This is a genomic window from Micromonospora sp. WMMD1219 (assembly GCF_049315215.1).
GTDB classification, from domain to species: Bacteria; Actinomycetota; Actinomycetes; order Mycobacteriales; family Micromonosporaceae; genus Micromonospora; species Micromonospora tulbaghiae.
Window position 1 is genome coordinate 3,473,216 of sequence record NZ_CP186057.1, and the last position, 16,410, is coordinate 3,489,625.

The 16,410-nt window shown below is 74.9% G+C and carries 11 protein-coding genes and 1 pseudogene; 9 read left to right on the top strand and 3 right to left on the bottom strand.

Going from position 1 to position 16,410, the window contains the following annotated elements:
* The first annotated feature begins 52 nt into the window (after window positions 1-52).
* From ACN27C_RS16855 to ACN27C_RS16870, 4 genes are all read left to right on the top strand, one after another.
* Entirely contained in the window at window positions 53-478 is a 426-nt protein-coding gene (locus tag ACN27C_RS16855) for a DUF350 domain-containing protein (protein WP_350815686.1), read from the top strand.
* Window positions 479-510: 32 nt separating this feature from the next.
* Window positions 511-1,203, top strand: a complete 693-nt coding sequence (locus ACN27C_RS16860) for a helix-turn-helix transcriptional regulator (RefSeq protein WP_252454551.1) — start codon at window positions 511-513, stop codon at window positions 1,201-1,203.
* A 97-nt stretch (window positions 1,204-1,300) separates the two neighbouring features.
* Complete coding sequence (locus tag ACN27C_RS16865; protein ID WP_422746691.1) at window positions 1,301-1,663, top strand: VOC family protein; 363 nt, start codon at window positions 1,301-1,303, stop codon at window positions 1,661-1,663.
* Between the two features lie 207 nt (window positions 1,664-1,870).
* Complete coding sequence (locus ACN27C_RS16870; RefSeq protein WP_422746693.1) at window positions 1,871-4,897, top strand: carbohydrate binding domain-containing protein; 3,027 nt, start codon at window positions 1,871-1,873, stop codon at window positions 4,895-4,897.
* 133 nt (window positions 4,898-5,030) lie between these two features.
* Here ACN27C_RS16870 and ACN27C_RS16875 read toward each other — a convergent pair whose 3' ends face one another.
* Complete coding sequence (locus ACN27C_RS16875) at window positions 5,031-5,561, bottom strand: hypothetical protein (RefSeq protein WP_422746695.1); 531 nt, start codon at window positions 5,559-5,561, stop codon at window positions 5,031-5,033.
* Window positions 5,562-5,742: 181 nt separating this feature from the next.
* Between ACN27C_RS16875 and ACN27C_RS16880 the strand changes: the two genes are divergently transcribed.
* Window positions 5,743-6,639 carry a virginiamycin B lyase family protein gene (locus ACN27C_RS16880; RefSeq protein ID WP_422746697.1) on the top strand — a complete coding sequence of 299 codons (897 nt, stop codon included), beginning with the start codon at window positions 5,743-5,745 and terminating at the stop codon, window positions 6,637-6,639.
* 181 nt (window positions 6,640-6,820) lie between these two features.
* Here the strand turns inward: ACN27C_RS16880 and ACN27C_RS16885 are convergent, their stop codons facing one another.
* The gene (locus tag ACN27C_RS16885; RefSeq protein WP_422751635.1) at window positions 6,821-7,696 is read right to left on the bottom strand and encodes a S66 peptidase family protein; all 876 of its coding nucleotides are present in this window, start codon (window positions 7,694-7,696) and stop codon (window positions 6,821-6,823) included.
* A 112-nt stretch (window positions 7,697-7,808) separates the two neighbouring features.
* Between ACN27C_RS16885 and ACN27C_RS16890 the strand changes: the two genes are divergently transcribed.
* Window positions 7,809-8,576, top strand: a complete 768-nt coding sequence (locus tag ACN27C_RS16890) for a type 1 glutamine amidotransferase (RefSeq protein ID WP_120568715.1) — start codon at window positions 7,809-7,811, stop codon at window positions 8,574-8,576.
* 2 nt (window positions 8,577-8,578) lie between these two features.
* On the top strand, window positions 8,579-11,602 hold the full coding sequence (locus tag ACN27C_RS16895; protein WP_422746699.1) for a bifunctional [glutamine synthetase] adenylyltransferase/[glutamine synthetase]-adenylyl-L-tyrosine phosphorylase: 3,024 nt from the start codon (window positions 8,579-8,581) through the stop codon (window positions 11,600-11,602).
* Window positions 11,603-12,501: 899 nt separating this feature from the next.
* Here the strand turns inward: ACN27C_RS16895 and ACN27C_RS16900 are convergent.
* Window positions 12,502-13,434: pseudogene (locus ACN27C_RS16900) on the bottom strand (hypothetical protein); the annotation flags it as partial.
* A gap of 36 nt (window positions 13,435-13,470) precedes the next feature.
* Between ACN27C_RS16900 and mptB (ACN27C_RS16905) the strand changes: the two are divergent.
* Window positions 13,471-14,883: a polyprenol phosphomannose-dependent alpha 1,6 mannosyltransferase MptB gene (gene mptB / locus ACN27C_RS16905; protein ID WP_422746701.1), complete on the top strand. Its 1,413-nt coding sequence runs from the start codon at window positions 13,471-13,473 to the stop codon at window positions 14,881-14,883.
* 11 nt (window positions 14,884-14,894) lie between these two features.
* Window positions 14,895-16,382 (top strand): polyprenol phosphomannose-dependent alpha 1,6 mannosyltransferase MptB, encoded by a 1,488-nt coding sequence (gene mptB / locus ACN27C_RS16910; RefSeq protein WP_121686028.1) that lies wholly within the window; start codon window positions 14,895-14,897, stop codon window positions 16,380-16,382.
* Window positions 16,383-16,410: the final 28 nt, after the last annotated feature.

Sequence of the window (16,410 nt, forward strand, 5' to 3'; positions counted from 1 at the left end):
TGCGGCACCGCCCCGGCACCTCCGCCGGGCGGCGTGAGCCGGGGAGGCGTTGGTGCTGGGAGATCTGCTCGACGGGGCGTGGCAGAGCATCGTGTTCGGGATCGTCGGGGTGGCGCTGATGGCCGCCGGCTTCCTGCTCGTCGACCTGCTCACCCCGGGCAGGCTGCGGGAGCTGATCTGGGTACGCCGCAACGGCAACGCCGCGCTGCTGCTCGCCGCCAATCAACTCGGCATCGCCGGCATCGTCTTCACCGCCGTACTGACCAGCTACAGCTCGTTCGCCAAGGGGCTGGCGTCCACTGTGGTGTTCGGGCTGGTCGGCCTGCTGGTGATGGCGCTGGCGTTCCTGGTGCTGGACCTGCTCACCCCGGGCAAGCTGGGCGACGTCATCGCCGCCGACGAGCCGCACCCGGCGGCCCGGGTCAGCGCCGCCACCCACTTCGGCGCCGCGCTGATCGTCTGCGCCTGCATCGCCTGAGTGGTGTCGTACCCCGGGGTTAGCGTCCGGGGGTGAACCGCACCGACCGTCTCTACGCCCTGGTCGAGGAACTGCGGGCGGTGTCGCCGCGCCCGCGCAGCGCGAGCTGGCTGGCCCGCCGCTTCGAGGTGAGCACCCGCACCGTCGAGCGCGACATCTCCGCGTTGCAGGGCGCCGGGGTGCCGATCTGGGCCGAGCCGGGCCGCACCGGCGGCTACGTGGTCGACCGGGCGCGCACGTTGCCGCCGGTCAACCTGACCCCGGCCGAGGCGGTGGCGATGGCCGTCGCGCTGCACCGGCTCGGCGGCTCCCCGTTCGCCCCGGCGGCCGGCGCCGCGCTGCGCAAGCTGGTCGCGGTGATGCCGCCCGCAGCCGTTGCCGAGGCGCACCGGCTCGCCGGCCGGGTGCACCTGGTCGGCGACGGGCCGGGCACGCCCGTCCCGGCCGCCGTCGCCGACGCGGTCGCCGCCGGGCGGGTGCTGCGCCTGCGGTACGCCGACCGCGGCGGCGCCGATTCGGCGCGCGACGTGGAGCCGCTTGCCTACCTGGGCAACTCGGTGCACTGGTACCTGGTCGCCTGGTGCCGCCTGCGCGACGGTCTGCGCTGTTTCCGCACCGACCGGATCGTGTCGGTGCACCCGCTGGCCGAGCCGGTGACCCGGGAGCTGCGTCCCGGTGACCTCGACGTGCCGGTCGACCGGGTGCGCCCGCTCAGCCTGGTCTGATCCGGGTGGAAACACCGACAGGACGCTGTCGTGGCCCGGTACGAGGCTGAATCCTGACGACGCCGGCCGACCGCCGGCGCGAATCCCAGGAGGAAGCATGTCCAGTACGCCAGTGGCCTGGTTCGAGATCGGCTCCGACCGCCCCGACGAGGTGCAGCGGTTCTACTCCGAGATGTTCGGCTGGAGCTTCGAGCAGGGCGGCCCGGGTGGGTCGTACCGGCAGACGGCGGCCGGCGGTGAGCGGGGGATCGGCGGCGCGATCCGGGACACGGACACCGGCAACTACGCGATCTTCTACGCCGAGGTGGCGGACGTGCCGGAGACCTGCCGCCGGGCGGAGGCGACCGGCGGCACCGTTCTGACGGCGCCGGTGACCACGCCGACCGGTCTGGTGCGTGCCCTGTTGCGCGACCCGTCGGGCAACCTGCTCGGCGTGTTCACCCCGCCCGCCGAGGGCTGAGCGCCGCGCCCCTGCTCCCGGCCCGGCCGGTCGCCGGCCGGGAGCAAGTCGTTGCGGGCCGTGCAATCCGTTACGCCCGTGTCTACTGTGAACCACTGGTTTCGTGGAATCGAAGCTGGTAACTTCCTGGCACCACGCGTCGCAAGTTCTTGCAACGCCTTCATCCCCTTGCGCCCGTCGTGCGGGCGTGGGTGTCAGGAGAGCGCCATGAGGGGCACCACCACCAACCGCCGCCGGTGGGGAGCGTTCGCGCTCGCCGCCGGCGTGCTCGCCGCGCTGCTGCCGTTCACCGCCGCCGCGGCGGCGAACACCGTCACCGTCTACTACCAGCCACCGGCCGCCTGGGGCACGTCCGTCAACATCCACTACGGCGTGGACGGGCAGGCATGGACGCCGGTGCCCGGCGTGCCGATGGACACCGCCTGCGCCGGCTGGCGTCGCAAGACCGTCGACCTGGGCGCTGCCACCGGCGCCCAGGTCGTCTTCACCAACGGCAGCGGCGTCTGGGACAACAACAACGGCGCCAACTACCGCCTCGGCGCCGGCACCGTGACCGTCGCCGGCGGCCGGATCGGCACGGGCGACCCGTGCGCCACCCCGTCGCCGTCCGGCACCCCGACTCCGAGCCCGTCCACCACTGTCGCGCCGAGCCCGACGCCGGGGAACACCGCCGAGGTCTGGTACCACCTCACGCCGCGCGGCTGGACCGCCGCGAACCTGCACTACCGGCCCGCCGGCGGCGCCTGGACCACCGCCCCGGGCGTCGCCATGGAGACGCGCTGCGCCGGCTGGGCCCGCCGGATCGTCGACCTCGGCACGGCCACCGGCCTGACCGCCGCGTTCAACAACACCGCCGGCGCCTGGGACAACAACGGCGGCGCGGACTACACCCTGGGCGCGGGGCGCAGCGTCGTCGACAACGGCCGGGTCACCGCCGCCGCCGCGGACCCGTGCGCGCCGGTCACCCCGGACACCACCCCGCCGTCCACGCCGGGCGGCCTCACCGCCGTCGCCGACGGGCTGGCGGTCACCCTGACCTGGACCGCCGCCACCGACGACCGGGGCGTCACCGGGTACGAGCTGACCCGCACCGGGGGAGCCGGCGGCACCACGGTCACCAGCGCCACCACCCGGCACGTCGCGTACGACCTGCGGCCCGGCACCGCGTACACCTGGACCGTGCGGGCCCTGGACGCGGCCGGCAACCGGTCGGCGGCGAGTGCGCCCGCCTCCGCGACCACCGGCACCCCGCAGACCGGCGGCGCCCCGCTCGGCGGCGACCCGCGCGAGGACACCATCTACTTCGTGATGACCGCCCGGTTCGCCGACGGCGATCCCACGAACAACCGCGGCGGCAGCCAGCACGTCGCCTCCGGCAACGCGGCCAACGACGACCCGATGTTCCGGGGCGACTTCAAGGGGCTGGTCGACAAGCTCGACTACATCAAGGCGCTCGGCTTCTCAGCGCTCTGGATCACCCCGGTCGTGCTCAACCGGTCCGACTACGACTTCCACGGCTACCACGGCTGGGACTTCTACCGGGTGGACCCGCGGCTGGAGAGCGCGGGCGCCTCCTACCAGGACCTGATCAACGCCGCGCACGCCAAGGGCATAAAGATCTTCCAGGACGTGGTCTACAACCACAGCTCCCGGTGGGGCGCCAAGGGCCTGTTCACGCCCACCGTCTACGGCACCCGCGACGACCAGTGGAAGTGGTACTACGACCAGCCGCAGGCCGGCCGGGAGTACGACCCGATGGTCGAGGCGACCGGGAACGACCCGGCGCTCACCCCGGCGCAGAACGCCAAGGCCAAGGGCCGGCCCTACAACGGCGACGTGTGGTCGTCCGCCGCGCCCGCCGGCAACCAGTGCCTGAACTGGGGTACGCCGACCGGCGGGCGCAGCCCCGAGGGCTACACGCTCTACCAGTGCCAGTGGCCGGTCCCGACCAGCAAGCTCTTCCCCGCCGACAAGTACCACCAGTGCTGGATCGGCAACTGGGAGGGCGAGGACTCACGCAGTTGCTGGCTGCACGAGGACCTGGCCGACTTCAACACCGAGAACGCCGCCGTGCAGCAGTACCTGATCGACGCGTACAACCGGTTCATCGACATGGGCGTGGACGGCTTCCGGATCGACACCGCCGTGCACATCCCCCGGGTCACCTGGAACCGGCGTTTCCTGCCCGCCATCCAGCAGCACGCGGTCGCCCGGTTCGGCGAGAAGGGCAAGGACTTCTACGTCTTCGGCGAGGTGGCCGCGTTCGTCAACGACAAGTGGAACCGCGGCTCGGTCAACCACTCCGCGCAGTTCTTCACCTGGAAGGAGCGCAAGGAGTACAGCCCGGACGACGTCCGCGCCGCGATCGAGCAGTACGACCACGAGCAGCTGCTCGGCCCGAACGGGCAGCCGACCACCGACAACGCGTTCCTGCGCGGCAACACGTACCACGCGCCGGACCGTTCGCAGTTCTCCGGCATGAACGTCATCGACATGCGGATGCACATGAACTTCTCCGACGCCGGCAACGCGTTCGACAACGGGAAGGACTCCGACGACAGTTACAACGACGCCACGTACAACGTGGTCTACGTCGACAGCCACGACTACGGGCCGAACAAGTCCTCCACCCGGTACACCGGCGGCACCGACGCCTGGGCGGAGAACATGAGCCTGATGTGGACGTTCCGCGGCATCCCGACGCTCTACTACGGTTCGGAGATCGAGTTCCGCAAGGGCGCCCGGATCGACTGCGGGCCGAGCTGCCCGCTCGACACCACGGGCCGGGCCTACTACGGCGACCACCTGGCCGGCACCGTCACCGCGAGCGACTTCGGGGTGGTCGGCTCGGCCGGCGGGACGGTCGCCACCACGCTCGCCCAGCCGCTGGTCAAGCACGTGCAACGGCTCAACCTGATCCGGCGGGCGGTGCCGGCGTTGCAGAAGGGGCAGTACTCGACCGAGGGCGTGAGCGGCGCGATGGCGTACAAGCGGCGCTTCACCCAGGGCGGGGTGGACAGCTTCGCGCTGGTCACCGTGTCCGGCGGCGCCACGTTCCGCGGGGTGCCGAACGGCCGGTACGTGGACGCGGTCACCGGTGACGTGAAGACGGTCGCCGACGGCACGCTCACCGCAGCGGCCGGCGGCAAGGGCAACCTCCGGGTCTACGTGCTCGACCTGCCCGGCAACCCGGCGCCGGGCAAGATCGGCGCGGACGGGCCGTACCTGCGCTGACACGGGCGCGGCGGGGTGGCGGTGCGAGTGCACCACCACCCCGCCGCGGTCCGAGGGGATCAGGCGTGGGTGGCCCCGCCGGGCGCCGGCCAGGAGGAGGGAACGGCCGGTGAGGGGCGGCGGGGCCACCGCGTCACTTGCCGCCCTGGCCCTCCTGCTCGGCCTCGGCGCCCTTGTCGGCCTTGTCGCCGCCCTTGCCGTGGTGGCCGGGCCGGCCGTCGTGGCCGCCCTTGCCCGGGCCCGGGAACACGCCGGCCTCGGCGGCCTTGAGCACCGCGTCGGCCTGCTCCTGGGTGAGCTTGCCGTCGGTGACGGCCTGGTCCAGCCGCTCCTTCAGCGCGGCCTGCCGGTCCTCGGCCGACGGCCGCTCCGGCCGCTCCGGGCGGTCGCCCTGCCGCTGCTCGTGCAGCTTCTCCAGCGCCGCGGTCACCTTGTCGGTCGGGACGCCCAGCTTCTTCGCGAGCGCCTCGGCGAACTCGGCCTGCCGGTCGGCGTGCTTCTGGCGGCGGTCGTCCCCCTGGTCGGTGCTGCTGCTGGCGCTCGAAGACGGGTTCGGGCTCTTGTCGTCGGCGAGCGCCACCGTCGGGGCGGCGATCCCGACGCCGAGCACACCGGCGGCGGCCAGGCCGACCAGCAGGTGCTTCTTCGACATCGTGCGGATCATGCGATTCTCCTGTTCGGTGGTGGTGCGATGACGTCACCGACAGTGGTCGCCGGAACTGAGGGCAACCCGTGGCGAACCTGTCAGCGAGCTGGCAATCCCGCCCGGAAGGCCCGTTTTATTCGCGTTGCCGGCACGCCGGAGCGTCCGCAAGGCTGGGTGAAACCCGACGAAAGGCCACTCGATGACACAGCCCGCCATCCGCGAGATCCCGCTCACCGGGCCGGGCTCCGGGCCGTACTCGATCACGGTCGGGCGCGACGGCGCGCTCTGGCTGACGCTGGCCGGCTCCGGCGGCGTCGCCCGGCTCGGCCTCGACGGCGAGGTGCGGACCTACCGCGACGACCCGCCCGGCAGTCGTCCGCTGATCATCGCCGGCGGCCCCGACGGCGCGCTCTGGTACACCCGCTCGGGCGACGACCGCCTCGGCCGGATCACCGTCGACGGCGAGACCAGCTCCGTGGCGTTGCCGCCCGGCTGCGGCCCGTGCGGGCTGGCGGTGGGTGCGGACGGCGCGCTCTGGTACGCCGGCATGAACAACGACACGGTCGGCCGGGTGGGCGTCGACGGGGAGGTCACGTCCTTCCCGCTGCCGGTCGAGAAGGGCTTCCCGTCGATGCTCGCCGCCGGGCCGGACGATGCGCTCTGGCTCACGCTCAACCAGGCGAACGCGATCGCCCGGGTCGGCCTGGACGGGTCGGTGACGGTGCATCCGCTGCCCACCGAGGCGGCCGGACCGGTCGGCATCACCCGGGGCGGCGACGGCGCGCTCTGGTTCGTCGAGATCGTCGCCGGGCAGATCGGCCGGATCACGCCGGACGGGCGGATCGACGAGATCCCGTTGCCGGACCGGGAGGCCCGCCCGCACGCGATCGTCGCTGATCCGGCCGGCGGCTGCTGGTTCACCGAATGGGGCGCCAACCGCATCGGCCACGTCGACCCCGACGGCCACGTCACCGCCCACGACCTGCCGACCCCGGCGTCCGAACCCCACGGCCTCACGGTCACCCCCGACGGCGCGGTCTGGGCGGCCCTGGAGATCGGCGCGGTAGCCCACCTGACCCCGCCCGCGCCGCACTGATCCTCCGCCCCCGCCGCCCACCCCGCCCCCGCCGCCCTCGCCGCGTCGATCATGAAGTTGGCGGCAGTTGTGGATCTTTAAACCGCCGCTAACTTCATGATCGCCGGGGCCGGGGCCGGGGCCGGGGCCGGGGCTGGGGCCGGGCCGGGGCTGGGGCTGGGGCCTGGGTCGGGGCTGGCCGTCAGCGGACGGCGGGGGCGACGGTCAGGGTGCCGGTGGTGGCGTCCAGGGTGGCGGGGGTGCCTACCGGGACGGTGAGCTGGCCCGGGCCGTGCCCGACGGGCAGGCCGCCGAGGACCGGCACGCCGAGGTCGCCCAGGCGGTCGGTGAGCACGTCCACGACAGTGGTGTCCCAGCCGTCCGCGCACTCGGTGAACTGGCCGACCGCCACCCCGGCGATCCCGTCCAGCGCGCCGCAGCGGCGCAGGTGGGTGAGCATCCGGTCGATCTTGTACGGCGGCTCCTGCACCTCCTCGACCAGCAGGATCGCCCCGGTCAGGTCGGGCATGTCCGGCGTGCCGATGGACGCGGTGATCAGGCACAGGTTGCCGCCGAGCAGCCGGCCCTCGGCCCGTCCGGGCACCCGCACCGGGTACGTCTCCTCCGCCTCGACCGCCGCCACCGTCACCGGCTCCGTGCTGGTCAGCGCGGCGTGCAGCGACTCCGCCGAGCGGATCGGCGTGCGCTCGTCCCGCCAGGCGGCGCCCGGCCCGTGCACCCCGGCCAGCCGGGCGCCCCGCCACAGCGCGAACTGCAGCGCGGTGATGTCGGAGAAGCCGGCCACCACCTTCGGATCCCGGCGTACCGCGGCCATGTCGATCAGGTCGACCACCCGCTGCGCGCCGTAGCCGCCCCGGGTGCAGATCACCCCGCGGATCTCCGGGTCGGCGAACGCCGCGTTCAGGTCCGCGGCCCGCAGCGCGTCGTCGCCGGCCAGATAACCCCGCCTGGCGTACGCGTTCGGCGCGGGCACCGGGCGCAGGCCCCAGCCGGTGAGCAGTTCGATGCCGCGGGCCACCCGTTCGGGACGGGTCGGCCCGGACGGGGACACCAGCATCACCGCGTCGCCGGGACGCAGGGCCGGTGGGCGCAGGCAGTCGTCAGGCACGATCGGAGCCTAGGGCCTGCCGGACCGTGCCCTGTCGGCCGCACCGGTTAGCCTCGACGTCGTGGCGACCGCGCTGGTGATCGAGAACGACCCGACCGACGACCTCCGCCGCCTGGGGGAGTGGCTCACCGAAGGGGGCCTTGAGCTGCGCGTGCTGCGTCCGCACGCCGGCGATCCACTCCCCGCCGACCTGGAGGGGTACGCCGCGCTCGTGGTGCTCGGCGGCGACCAGCAGGCTTACCCGCGGGCCGACGGCGGCCCCGGCGCGCCCTGGTTCCCGGCGCTGGAGGGGCTGTTGCGCAAGGCGGTCCGGCGGCGGGTGCCCACGCTGGCGATCTGCCTCGGCGCGCAACTGCTCGCCACCGCGCACGCCGGCCGGGTCGAGCGCAGCCCGTCCGGGCCGGAGATCGGCCCGGCGCTCGTGGGCCGGCGCGACGCCGCCGAGGACGACCCGCTGTTCCGGTACGTGCCGTTGATGCCCGACGTGCTCCAGTGGCACGCCGACGAGATCACCGAGCTGCCGCACGGCGCGACGCTGCTGGCCGCGTCCACCCGCTACCCGCACCAGGCGTTCCGCCTCGGCGACCGGGCCTGGGGCCTGCAGTTCCACATCGAGTGCGACACCGCGATGATCGCCGAGTGGTCCCGCGACTCGGCCGTGCTGGCCGAGCTGGACTACGACCCGGAGCTGGTGGTGGCCGCCTGCGACCGGGTGATGGCCGACGTCGAGGAGGCGTGGCAGCCGTTCGCGATCCGGTTCGCCGCGCTCGCGCTCGGCGAACTCGGCGACGACAACCCGCGCCGCAGCCTGCCGCTGCTCGGGGCCTGACGGTGACCCGGCCGGCCCGCGGGCGCCTGGCCCGCTACGGATTCGCCGAGGGCGACGGCGCCACCCGCGCCGCCGACCTGCTCGGCCCGGACGGACTCGCCCTGTGGCGGCCCGACACCCAGGAGCCCGCCGACGAACGCGCCGCCGAGCTGCTCGGCGCGCTGTCCCGGGCCGCCGACCCGGACCTGGCCCTGCGTCAGCTGCACCGGCTGGTCGAGTCCGAGCGGCGTTCCGGCGACGAGGTGGCCGTACGCGACGCCCTGGCCGCCGACCCCGGGCTGCGCCGCCGGCTGATCGCGGTGCTCGGCGCGTCCTCCGCGCTCGGCGACCACCTGGTCGCCAACCCCGGGCAGTGGGCGGTGCTGGCGACCGAGCCGGACGGGCTCGCCCCCACCGCGGACGGGCGGCTCGACCTGAGCGTCGCCGCCCGGCTCACGACGATGACCGGCGCGGTCCCGCTGCTGCGGCAGGCGTACCGGCTCGCGCTGCTGCGGATCGCGGCGGCCGACCTGACCGGGGGGCGCGGCCTTGAGCAGACCATGGCGGCGCTGTCCGGGCTGGCCGACGCCACGCTGGCCGCCGCCTACGACATCGCCGCCGACGAGCTGCCCGACGGCACGCCGCGTCCCCGGCTCGCGGTGGTGGCGATGGGCAAGTGCGGTGGCGACGAGCTGAACTACGTCTCCGACGTCGACGTCATCTTCGTCTCCGCGACCGACGACGACCTGCCCGCCGCGACCCAGGTCGCCACCCGGCTGATCCAGATCTGCGGGCTGGTGGCCTGGCCGGTCGACGCGGCGTTGCGTCCCGAGGGCAACCGGGGGCCGCTGGTCCGCACGCTCGCCAGCCACCTCGCCTACTACAAGCGCTGGGCCCGCACCTGGGAGTTCCAGGCGCTGCTCAAGGCCCGCCCGGCGGCCGGCGACCTGGAGCTGGCCAAGGAGTGGATCGACGCGCTGGCCCCGCTCGTGTGGACCGCCGCCGAACGCCCCGAGGCGGTCGACGACGTCCGGTCCATGCGCCGCAAGATCCTCGACAACGTGCCGCCGAAGGAGCTGGAACGCGAGATCAAGCGCGGTCCGGGCGGGCTGCGCGACATCGAGTTCGCCGTCCAGCTGCTCCAGCTCGTGCACGGCCGGGGTGACGAGGCGCTGCGGGTGCCCGGCACCGTACCGGCGCTGCGCGCGCTCGTCGCGGGCGGCTACGTGGGCCGCGCCGACGGGGAGGCGCTGCTGCGCGGCTACCGCTTCCTGCGCGCCGTCGAGCACCGGCTCCAGCTCCAGGCCCTGCGCCGCACCCACACCGTGCCGACCGAACCGGCCGCGCTGCGCTGGCTCGCCGCCGCGCTCGGCTACGCGGCCACGCCGGGGCGCAGCGCCGTCGAGGAGTTCCGCGCCGAGTGGGTCACCCACGCCACCGAGGTACGCCGGCTGCACGCCAAGCTGCTCTACCGGCCGCTGCTGGAATCCGTGGCCCGCGTACCGGCCGAGGGGCTGCGCCTCACGCCCGAAGCGGCCCGGCACCGGCTGGAGGTGCTCGGCTTCGCCGACCCGGCCGGCGCGCTGCGGCACCTCCAGGCGCTCACCGGCGGGGTCAGCCGCACCGCCGCCATCCAGCGCACGCTGCTGCCGGTGCTGCTCGACGAGTTCGCCGACGCCCCCGAGCCGGACCGCGGTCTGCTCAACTACCGGCAGGTCTCCGACAAGCTCGGCAGCACCCCCTGGTACCTGCGCCTGCTGCGTGACTCCGGCCCGGTGGCGCGCCGGCTGGCCCGGGTGCTGTCCTCGTCCCGGTACGCGGCCGACATGCTGGCCCGCGAACCGGAGGCGCTGCGGCTGCTCGCCGAGGACAGCGAGCTGACCCCGCGTCCACGGGAGACGCTCGTCGAGGGCTTCGCCGCCGCTGCCGCCCGCCACGACGACCCGGTCGAGGCGATCCGGGCGGTCCGCGCGCTGCGCCGCCGGGAACTGGTCCGGATCGCCGCCGCCGACGTGCTCAGCCGCGCCGGTTCGCTCGCCCCGCTCGCCCCCCGCCCGGTCGGCGGCGGTGAACGCCGGCCCACTGTGGTGGACGTGACGGCTGTGGGCACCGCGCTGTCGCACGTCGCCGACGCCACGCTGGCCGCCGCGCTGCGCGCCGCCCGTTCCGTCCACCCCGGACCGCCCGGCCTGCGCTTCGCGGTGATCGGCATGGGCCGGCTCGGCGGGTACGAGTCGAACTACCTCTCCGACGCCGACGTGCTGTTCGTCTACGATCCGCCGCCCGGGGTGGAGGAGAGCGCGGCGAGCGCCGCCGCACACGCGATCGCCGAGGAGCTGCGCCGGCTGCTGTCCGCGCCCGCCCCCGATCCGCCGCTCGGCGTGGACGCCGACCTGCGCCCCGAGGGCCGGCAGGGCCCGCTGGTGCGCAGCCTCGCCGCGTACGCCCAGTACTACGCGCGCTGGTCCCGGGTGTGGGAGGCGCAGGCGCTGCTGCGGGCCCGGTTCGTCTGCGGCGACGCCGACCTGGGCGCCGAGTTCGAAGCCATGATCGAGCCGGTGCGCTACCCGGCCGAGGGGTTGAGCCGCGAGCAGGTGGTGGAGATCCGCCGGATCAAGGCGCGGGTGGAGACCGAGCGGCTGCCCCGCGGCGCCGACCCGGCCACCCACACCAAGCTGGGCCGGGGCGGTCTGGCCGACGTCGAGTGGGCGGTGCAGTTGCTTCAGCTCCGGTACGCCGGTCAGGTGCCCGCCCTGCGCGGCACCCGTACGCTCGACGCGCTCGCCGCCGCCCGCGACGCCGGCCTGCTCGACCCCTCCGACGCCGCCGAGCTGGCCGCCGGCTGGACGCTCGCCGCCGAGGTGCGTGACGCGCTGATGCTGGTACGCGGCCGGGCCGGGGACCAGTTGCCCCGGCACGGGGTGGAGCTGGCCGGGGTGGTGCGGCTGCTGGGGCGCGAGGACCAGGGCGAGTTCCTCGACGAGTACCTGCGCACCGGTCGCCACTCCCGCACGGTCGTCCAGCGAATCCTGGAGTCCCCCCTCTAACCCCAAGCCGCTCCCACCCCCTCCCGCCCCGCCCTCCCTCGGCGTTGATCTTGCACTTGCGGCCCCGGCGAAAGGGGCATTTCCGGCTCCTGGAGGGCCGCAACCGCAAGATCGACGGGGACAGGAGGGCAGGGGCGAGGGCGGGGCGGGGCGGTGGGTCAGCTTTTGAGGGTGTAGGTGCCGGCTCGGGGGACCGTCACGGTGGTCCACTTGCCGTCTCGGGTGACCCCGGCGCCGCCGTCGACGGTCAACCAGCGGTCGTGGCGTACCCGGATCGGGATCGGACCGGCGGCGGGGGCGCGGAACGTGATCGAGGCGCCGTCCTGGCGGACCAGCTCACCCGGCGCGCCGACGAGCGGGGTGGGCTCGGCGACCGCGTACAGCTTCCAGTGCCGGTCCGACCAGACCTCGGTGAGGTACGGCTGGCCCGTCTCCACCAGCTTCGCCTCCGACGACCCCACCCAGGAGAACTCGGCATCCGGCACGGCCACGTACTGCACCGCGTTGTCGGCCAGCCAGTCCCGGTAGGTGATCGGGGTCAGCGGAATGCCGGTGCCGTCCGCGCCGGGCACAGTGGTGAAGAACAGTGCGTTGCGGTCGATGTCGGCCTGCCGCAGCCAGCCCCGGGCCAGCGGTACGTCCCCCATGTGGGCCGCCTCCCAGTAGTTGCGGGTCGGCGGCACCTCCACCCGCCCGGTGAGCCCGCGCCGGGCCAGCTCCGCACGCAGCGGCGCGAAGTACGCCGGGTCGGCCGTCGGGTCGTCGGCGCTGCGCAGGTCGGCGGTGACCACCGGCGGCTGCCACCAGCAGACCACCGCGAGAAGAGCGGCCAGCCCGACCGCGCCGACGATCCGGGAGCGCCGGCCGGCGGCGCGGAGCCGATCGGCGAGCGGGGCGGGAAGCGTCGCGGCGGCGGCCAGCACCGGCAGCGCGAACATCACCACCAAGCGGGTGGCGTTCAGCCCGACCGGCGTGTGCAGCAGCGCCGACGCGAGCACCCCGGCCGCGGACAGCAGCGCGCCCACCCGCACCGGCCGGTACGCCACGAGCGCCGCCACCACCAGGCTCGTCACCACGGCGTGCACGGTGTCGGCCGTGCTGATGTTCATCCAGCCGCCCTCGCCGAACAGCAGCCCGGTCACGGCGAGCGGCGCGGCGGCCGGTACGGCGAGCAGCAGGCCGTCGGCGTACCGGCGGGTCAGCAGCAGCGCGACGCCGGCGAGCCCGACGAACAGCCCGGCCACCGGGCTGGCCGCCGAGGCGAGCAGCGCGGCGGCACCGGCGGCGACGGCAGCCCAGACGCTCCGGCCACCACCGGCAGCGCCGGGACCGGCCGGCCCGGCACCGGCAAGGCCGGGATCGGCCGGCTCGCCAGCGGCATCAGCGGCGGCGAGGCGGGTGCGGCGGGCGGGGACGGTGAGCGCGAGCAGCGCGGCCAGGCCGAACGCGACGCCGAGGGCGTAGGTGACCCGGCCGGAGACCAGGTTGCCGGCGATCGTGACCACGCCCACCAGGCTGCCGAGCAGCGGGCGAGGCACCCGGATCCGCACCAGCAGGGCGGCGAACGCGGTGGCGGAGGCGAGCAGGGCGAGCGCGCCGGTGACGCGTACCCCGAGCAGCGCCATCAGCGGCGGCGAGACGAGGCTGTAGCCCCACGGGTGCACACCGCCGTACCAGCGCAGGTCGACCAGGGCGGCCCCGTGCTCGGCGAAGAAGCCGGCGCGGGCGACCTGCGCGGACAGGTCCGAGCCGGTGGCCGGCAGGGTGAGGTGGAGCGCGGCGAGGACGAGCGCAGACACGGCGGAGACCGCCACCACCCGACCGCCCCGCATGCCCACCTCCTGATCGCGAACCACCGTACTGGCAGCATGTCCGGCGTGCCTCACCACCTCTCGCGCTGGATCGGCCTGGCGGGTTCGGTGCTGCTCGCCGTGGCCGCGTTCCTCGGTGGCGCCCTGCCCGACGGCGAGTTGCGTCCCACCCCGGTCAGCATCTGGCAGGGCCCGAACGGGCCGCTGATCATCGGGTTGTGGCTGGTCGGCGCCGCGCTGCTGGCGTGGGCGTGGTGGTCGCTGCGGGACCGGGTGCCGTCGTCCCGCTGGGTGCTGGTCACCGTCGCGCTCTGGCTGGCACCGATGCTGGTCGCGCCGCCGCTGGGCAGCCGCGACGTGTACGCGTACGCCTGCCAGGGCGCCAGCTTCTCGGCCGGGATCAACCCCTACGAGCAGGGCGTGTCGGCGCTGCCCTGCCCCTGGCTGGACACCATCTCCTACATCTGGCGGGACACACCGGCGCCGTACGGGCCGCTGTTCGTGCTGCTCGCCGGTGCGGTGGTGGAGGCCACCGGTTCGCTGCTCGCCGCCGTCGCGCTGTTCCGGGTGCTCGCCGTGGCCGGGGTGGCGCTCACCGCGTGGGCGCTGCCGGTGCTGGCCCGCCGGTGCGGGGTGCCGCCGCGGCGGGCGCTCTGGCTGGCGCTGGCGAGCCCGCTGGTGCCCGTGCACCTGGTCTCCGGCGCGCACAACGACGCGCTGATGATCGGCTTACTGGTCGCCGGGCTGGCGGTGGTGGCGGCCCGTCCGGGCCGGCCCGGACCGCTGCTCGCCGGTGGGGTGCTGCTCGGACTCGCCGCCGCCGTCAAGGTCACCGCGCTGGTCGTGATGCCGTTCGCCGCGCTGGCCGCGATCGTCGGGGCGTACCGGATCAGGACGCTCGTGCGCGACGGCGGGTGGGTGGTCGGCGGCTCGCTCGCGGCGCTCGCCGCGGTGACGGTCGCCTCCGGCCTGGGGCTGGGGTTCGTCAGCGGGCTGGAACAGGGCGGGCTGGTGGTGGCCTGGACCTCGCCGCCGACGGCGGTCGGGCAGACCGTCGGCTACCTGCTGGCGCCGTTCGGCGTGCACATCGACGCGCTGCCGGTGACCCGGGCGATCGGCATGGTCGTGCTGATCGCGGTGCTGATCTGGCTCTGGTTCCGGTCGTTCCGTCGCGGTGAGCCGTTCTGGCACGCCGGGCTGGCGCTGACCGCCACCGTCGCGCTCTCCCCGCTGTTCCACCCCTGGTACTGGCTGTGGCCGCTGGCGGTGCTCGCCGCCACCGCGCACCGCACGCTGTGGTTCTCGATCGTCACAGTGGTGTCGTCGTTCCTCGTGCTGGCCGACGGCACCGGGCTGGCCCGGTACTCCAAGATGCCCGGTGCGCCGCTGATGACCCTGTTCGTGATCGGGCTGGTCGTGTGGTTGGTACGGTCGGCTCGCCAGGGCCGGCAGCCGGTTCCCGTGGACTGAGGAGTGTGCCGGTGAGCGAGCCCGACGGACCCGTCCGGCCGATCGCCGCCGGTCTCGCCCGCTACGCCGGCCTCGCCGGGGCCGTGCTGCTCACCGTCGGCGGGTGGCTCGGCGGCGCGCTACCAGGCACGCCCCCGCGCGGCTCGCTCGCCGCGATCTGGCACGCACCGAACGGGCCGGCGGCGCTCGCCTGCTGGCTGGCCGGGACGCTGCTGCTGGTGGGCGCCTGGTGGTCGCTGCGGTGGGGCGCCCCGTCCGGCCGGTGGGCGTACCTGACCGCCGGGCTCTGGTCGCTGCCGATGCTCGCCGCGCCGCCGATCGGCAGCCGCGACGTCTACTCGTACGCCTGCCAGGGCTGGACGTGGACGCAGGGGCTCAGCCCGTACCGGGTGGGGGTCGCGGCGGCCGGCTGTCCGTGGACCGACTCGGTGTCGCCGATCTGGCGGGACACCCCGGCGCCGTACGGGCCGTTCTTCGTCCTGCTGGCCGGGCTCGCCGTCCTCGCCGGTGGCGGCCTGATCGGGACGGTCGTGGCGCTGCGGCTGGTCGCGGTGGCCGGTGTGCTGCTGACCGCGCTCTGCCTGCCCGGCCTGGCCCGTGCCGCCGGGGTGCCCACCCGGCGGGCCGCCTGGCTGGTGCTCGCGTGCCCGCTGGTCGGGATCCACCTGGTGGCGGGCGCGCACAACGACGCGCTCGCGCTCGGGCTGCTCCTGCTCGGCCTGCTGGTGCTGGTCCGCCTGCCGGGCAAGCCGCGCGCGCTGCTGGTGGCCGGTGTGCTGCTGGGCCTTGCCGTGGCGGTGAAGGCGGTCGCGGTGGTGGCGCTGCCGTTCGCGGCGCTCGCCGCGGTGCTCGGCCGCTACACCTGGCGGGCGCTGCTGCGCGACGGCGGGCAGCTGGCCGCGTCGGTGCTCGGCACGCTGCTCGTCGTGTCGCTCGCCACCGGCCTCGGGCTGGGCTGGGTGGGAGGGCTCGGCCACAGCGGCGACTCGCAGCAGTGGACCTCCCCGCCCACCGCCGTCGGGTTCGTGATCGACTACGCCGGTGAGCTGGCCGGGCTACGGCCGCAGGCGGTGCCGGTGGTCCGGGCGGCCGCGCTGGTGCTGCTGGCCGCGACGCTGGTGGCGCTCTGGTGGCAGGCGTGGACGCGGCTGCGGCGGCTCAACGACGCCCGGCAGCGGGTGGCCCGGCTGACGCTGGCCCGCCCGCGGGTGGCGCTGCTCGGCGCGGGGCTGGCGCTCGCCGCCACGGTGCTGCTCGCCCCGGTCTTCCACCCCTGGTACGCGATCTGGCCGCTGACGCTGCTCGCGGTCGCGGCGGTGCCGCTGGCCCGGCAGGTCTGGTTCGTGGCGCCCTGCGCGGTGGCCTCGGCGCTCACCCTGCCGGACGGATCCAACCTGGCCCGGTTCAGCAAGGCGCCGGGCGCGGTGCTGATGACGGTGCTGGTGGTGGTCGTCGCGGTGGGCGGCGTCCGGGCCGCGCTGCGCCGCCGTACCGCGTAAACGGCCGGGCCGGCTCCGCCATCGCGAA

What these genes read in the sequence shown, in the direction of transcription:
- ACN27C_RS16880 (WP_422746697.1), top strand. Translation starts at nt 5,743, where the DNA reads ATGACACAGCCCGCCATCCGCGAGATCCCGCTCACCGGGCCGGGCTCC.
- ACN27C_RS16875 (WP_422746695.1), bottom strand. Translation starts at nt 5,561, where the DNA reads ATGATCCGCACGATGTCGAAGAAGCACCTGCTGGTCGGCCTGGCCGCC.
- ACN27C_RS16865 (WP_422746691.1), top strand. Translation starts at nt 1,301, where the DNA reads ATGTCCAGTACGCCAGTGGCCTGGTTCGAGATCGGCTCCGACCGCCCC.
- ACN27C_RS16870 (WP_422746693.1), top strand. Translation starts at nt 1,871, where the DNA reads ATGAGGGGCACCACCACCAACCGCCGCCGGTGGGGAGCGTTCGCGCTC.
- ACN27C_RS16885 (WP_422751635.1), bottom strand. Translation starts at nt 7,696, where the DNA reads ATGCTGGTGTCCCCGTCCGGGCCGACCCGTCCCGAACGGGTGGCCCGC.
- mptB (WP_422746701.1), top strand. Translation starts at nt 13,471, where the DNA reads ATGTCCGGCGTGCCTCACCACCTCTCGCGCTGGATCGGCCTGGCGGGT.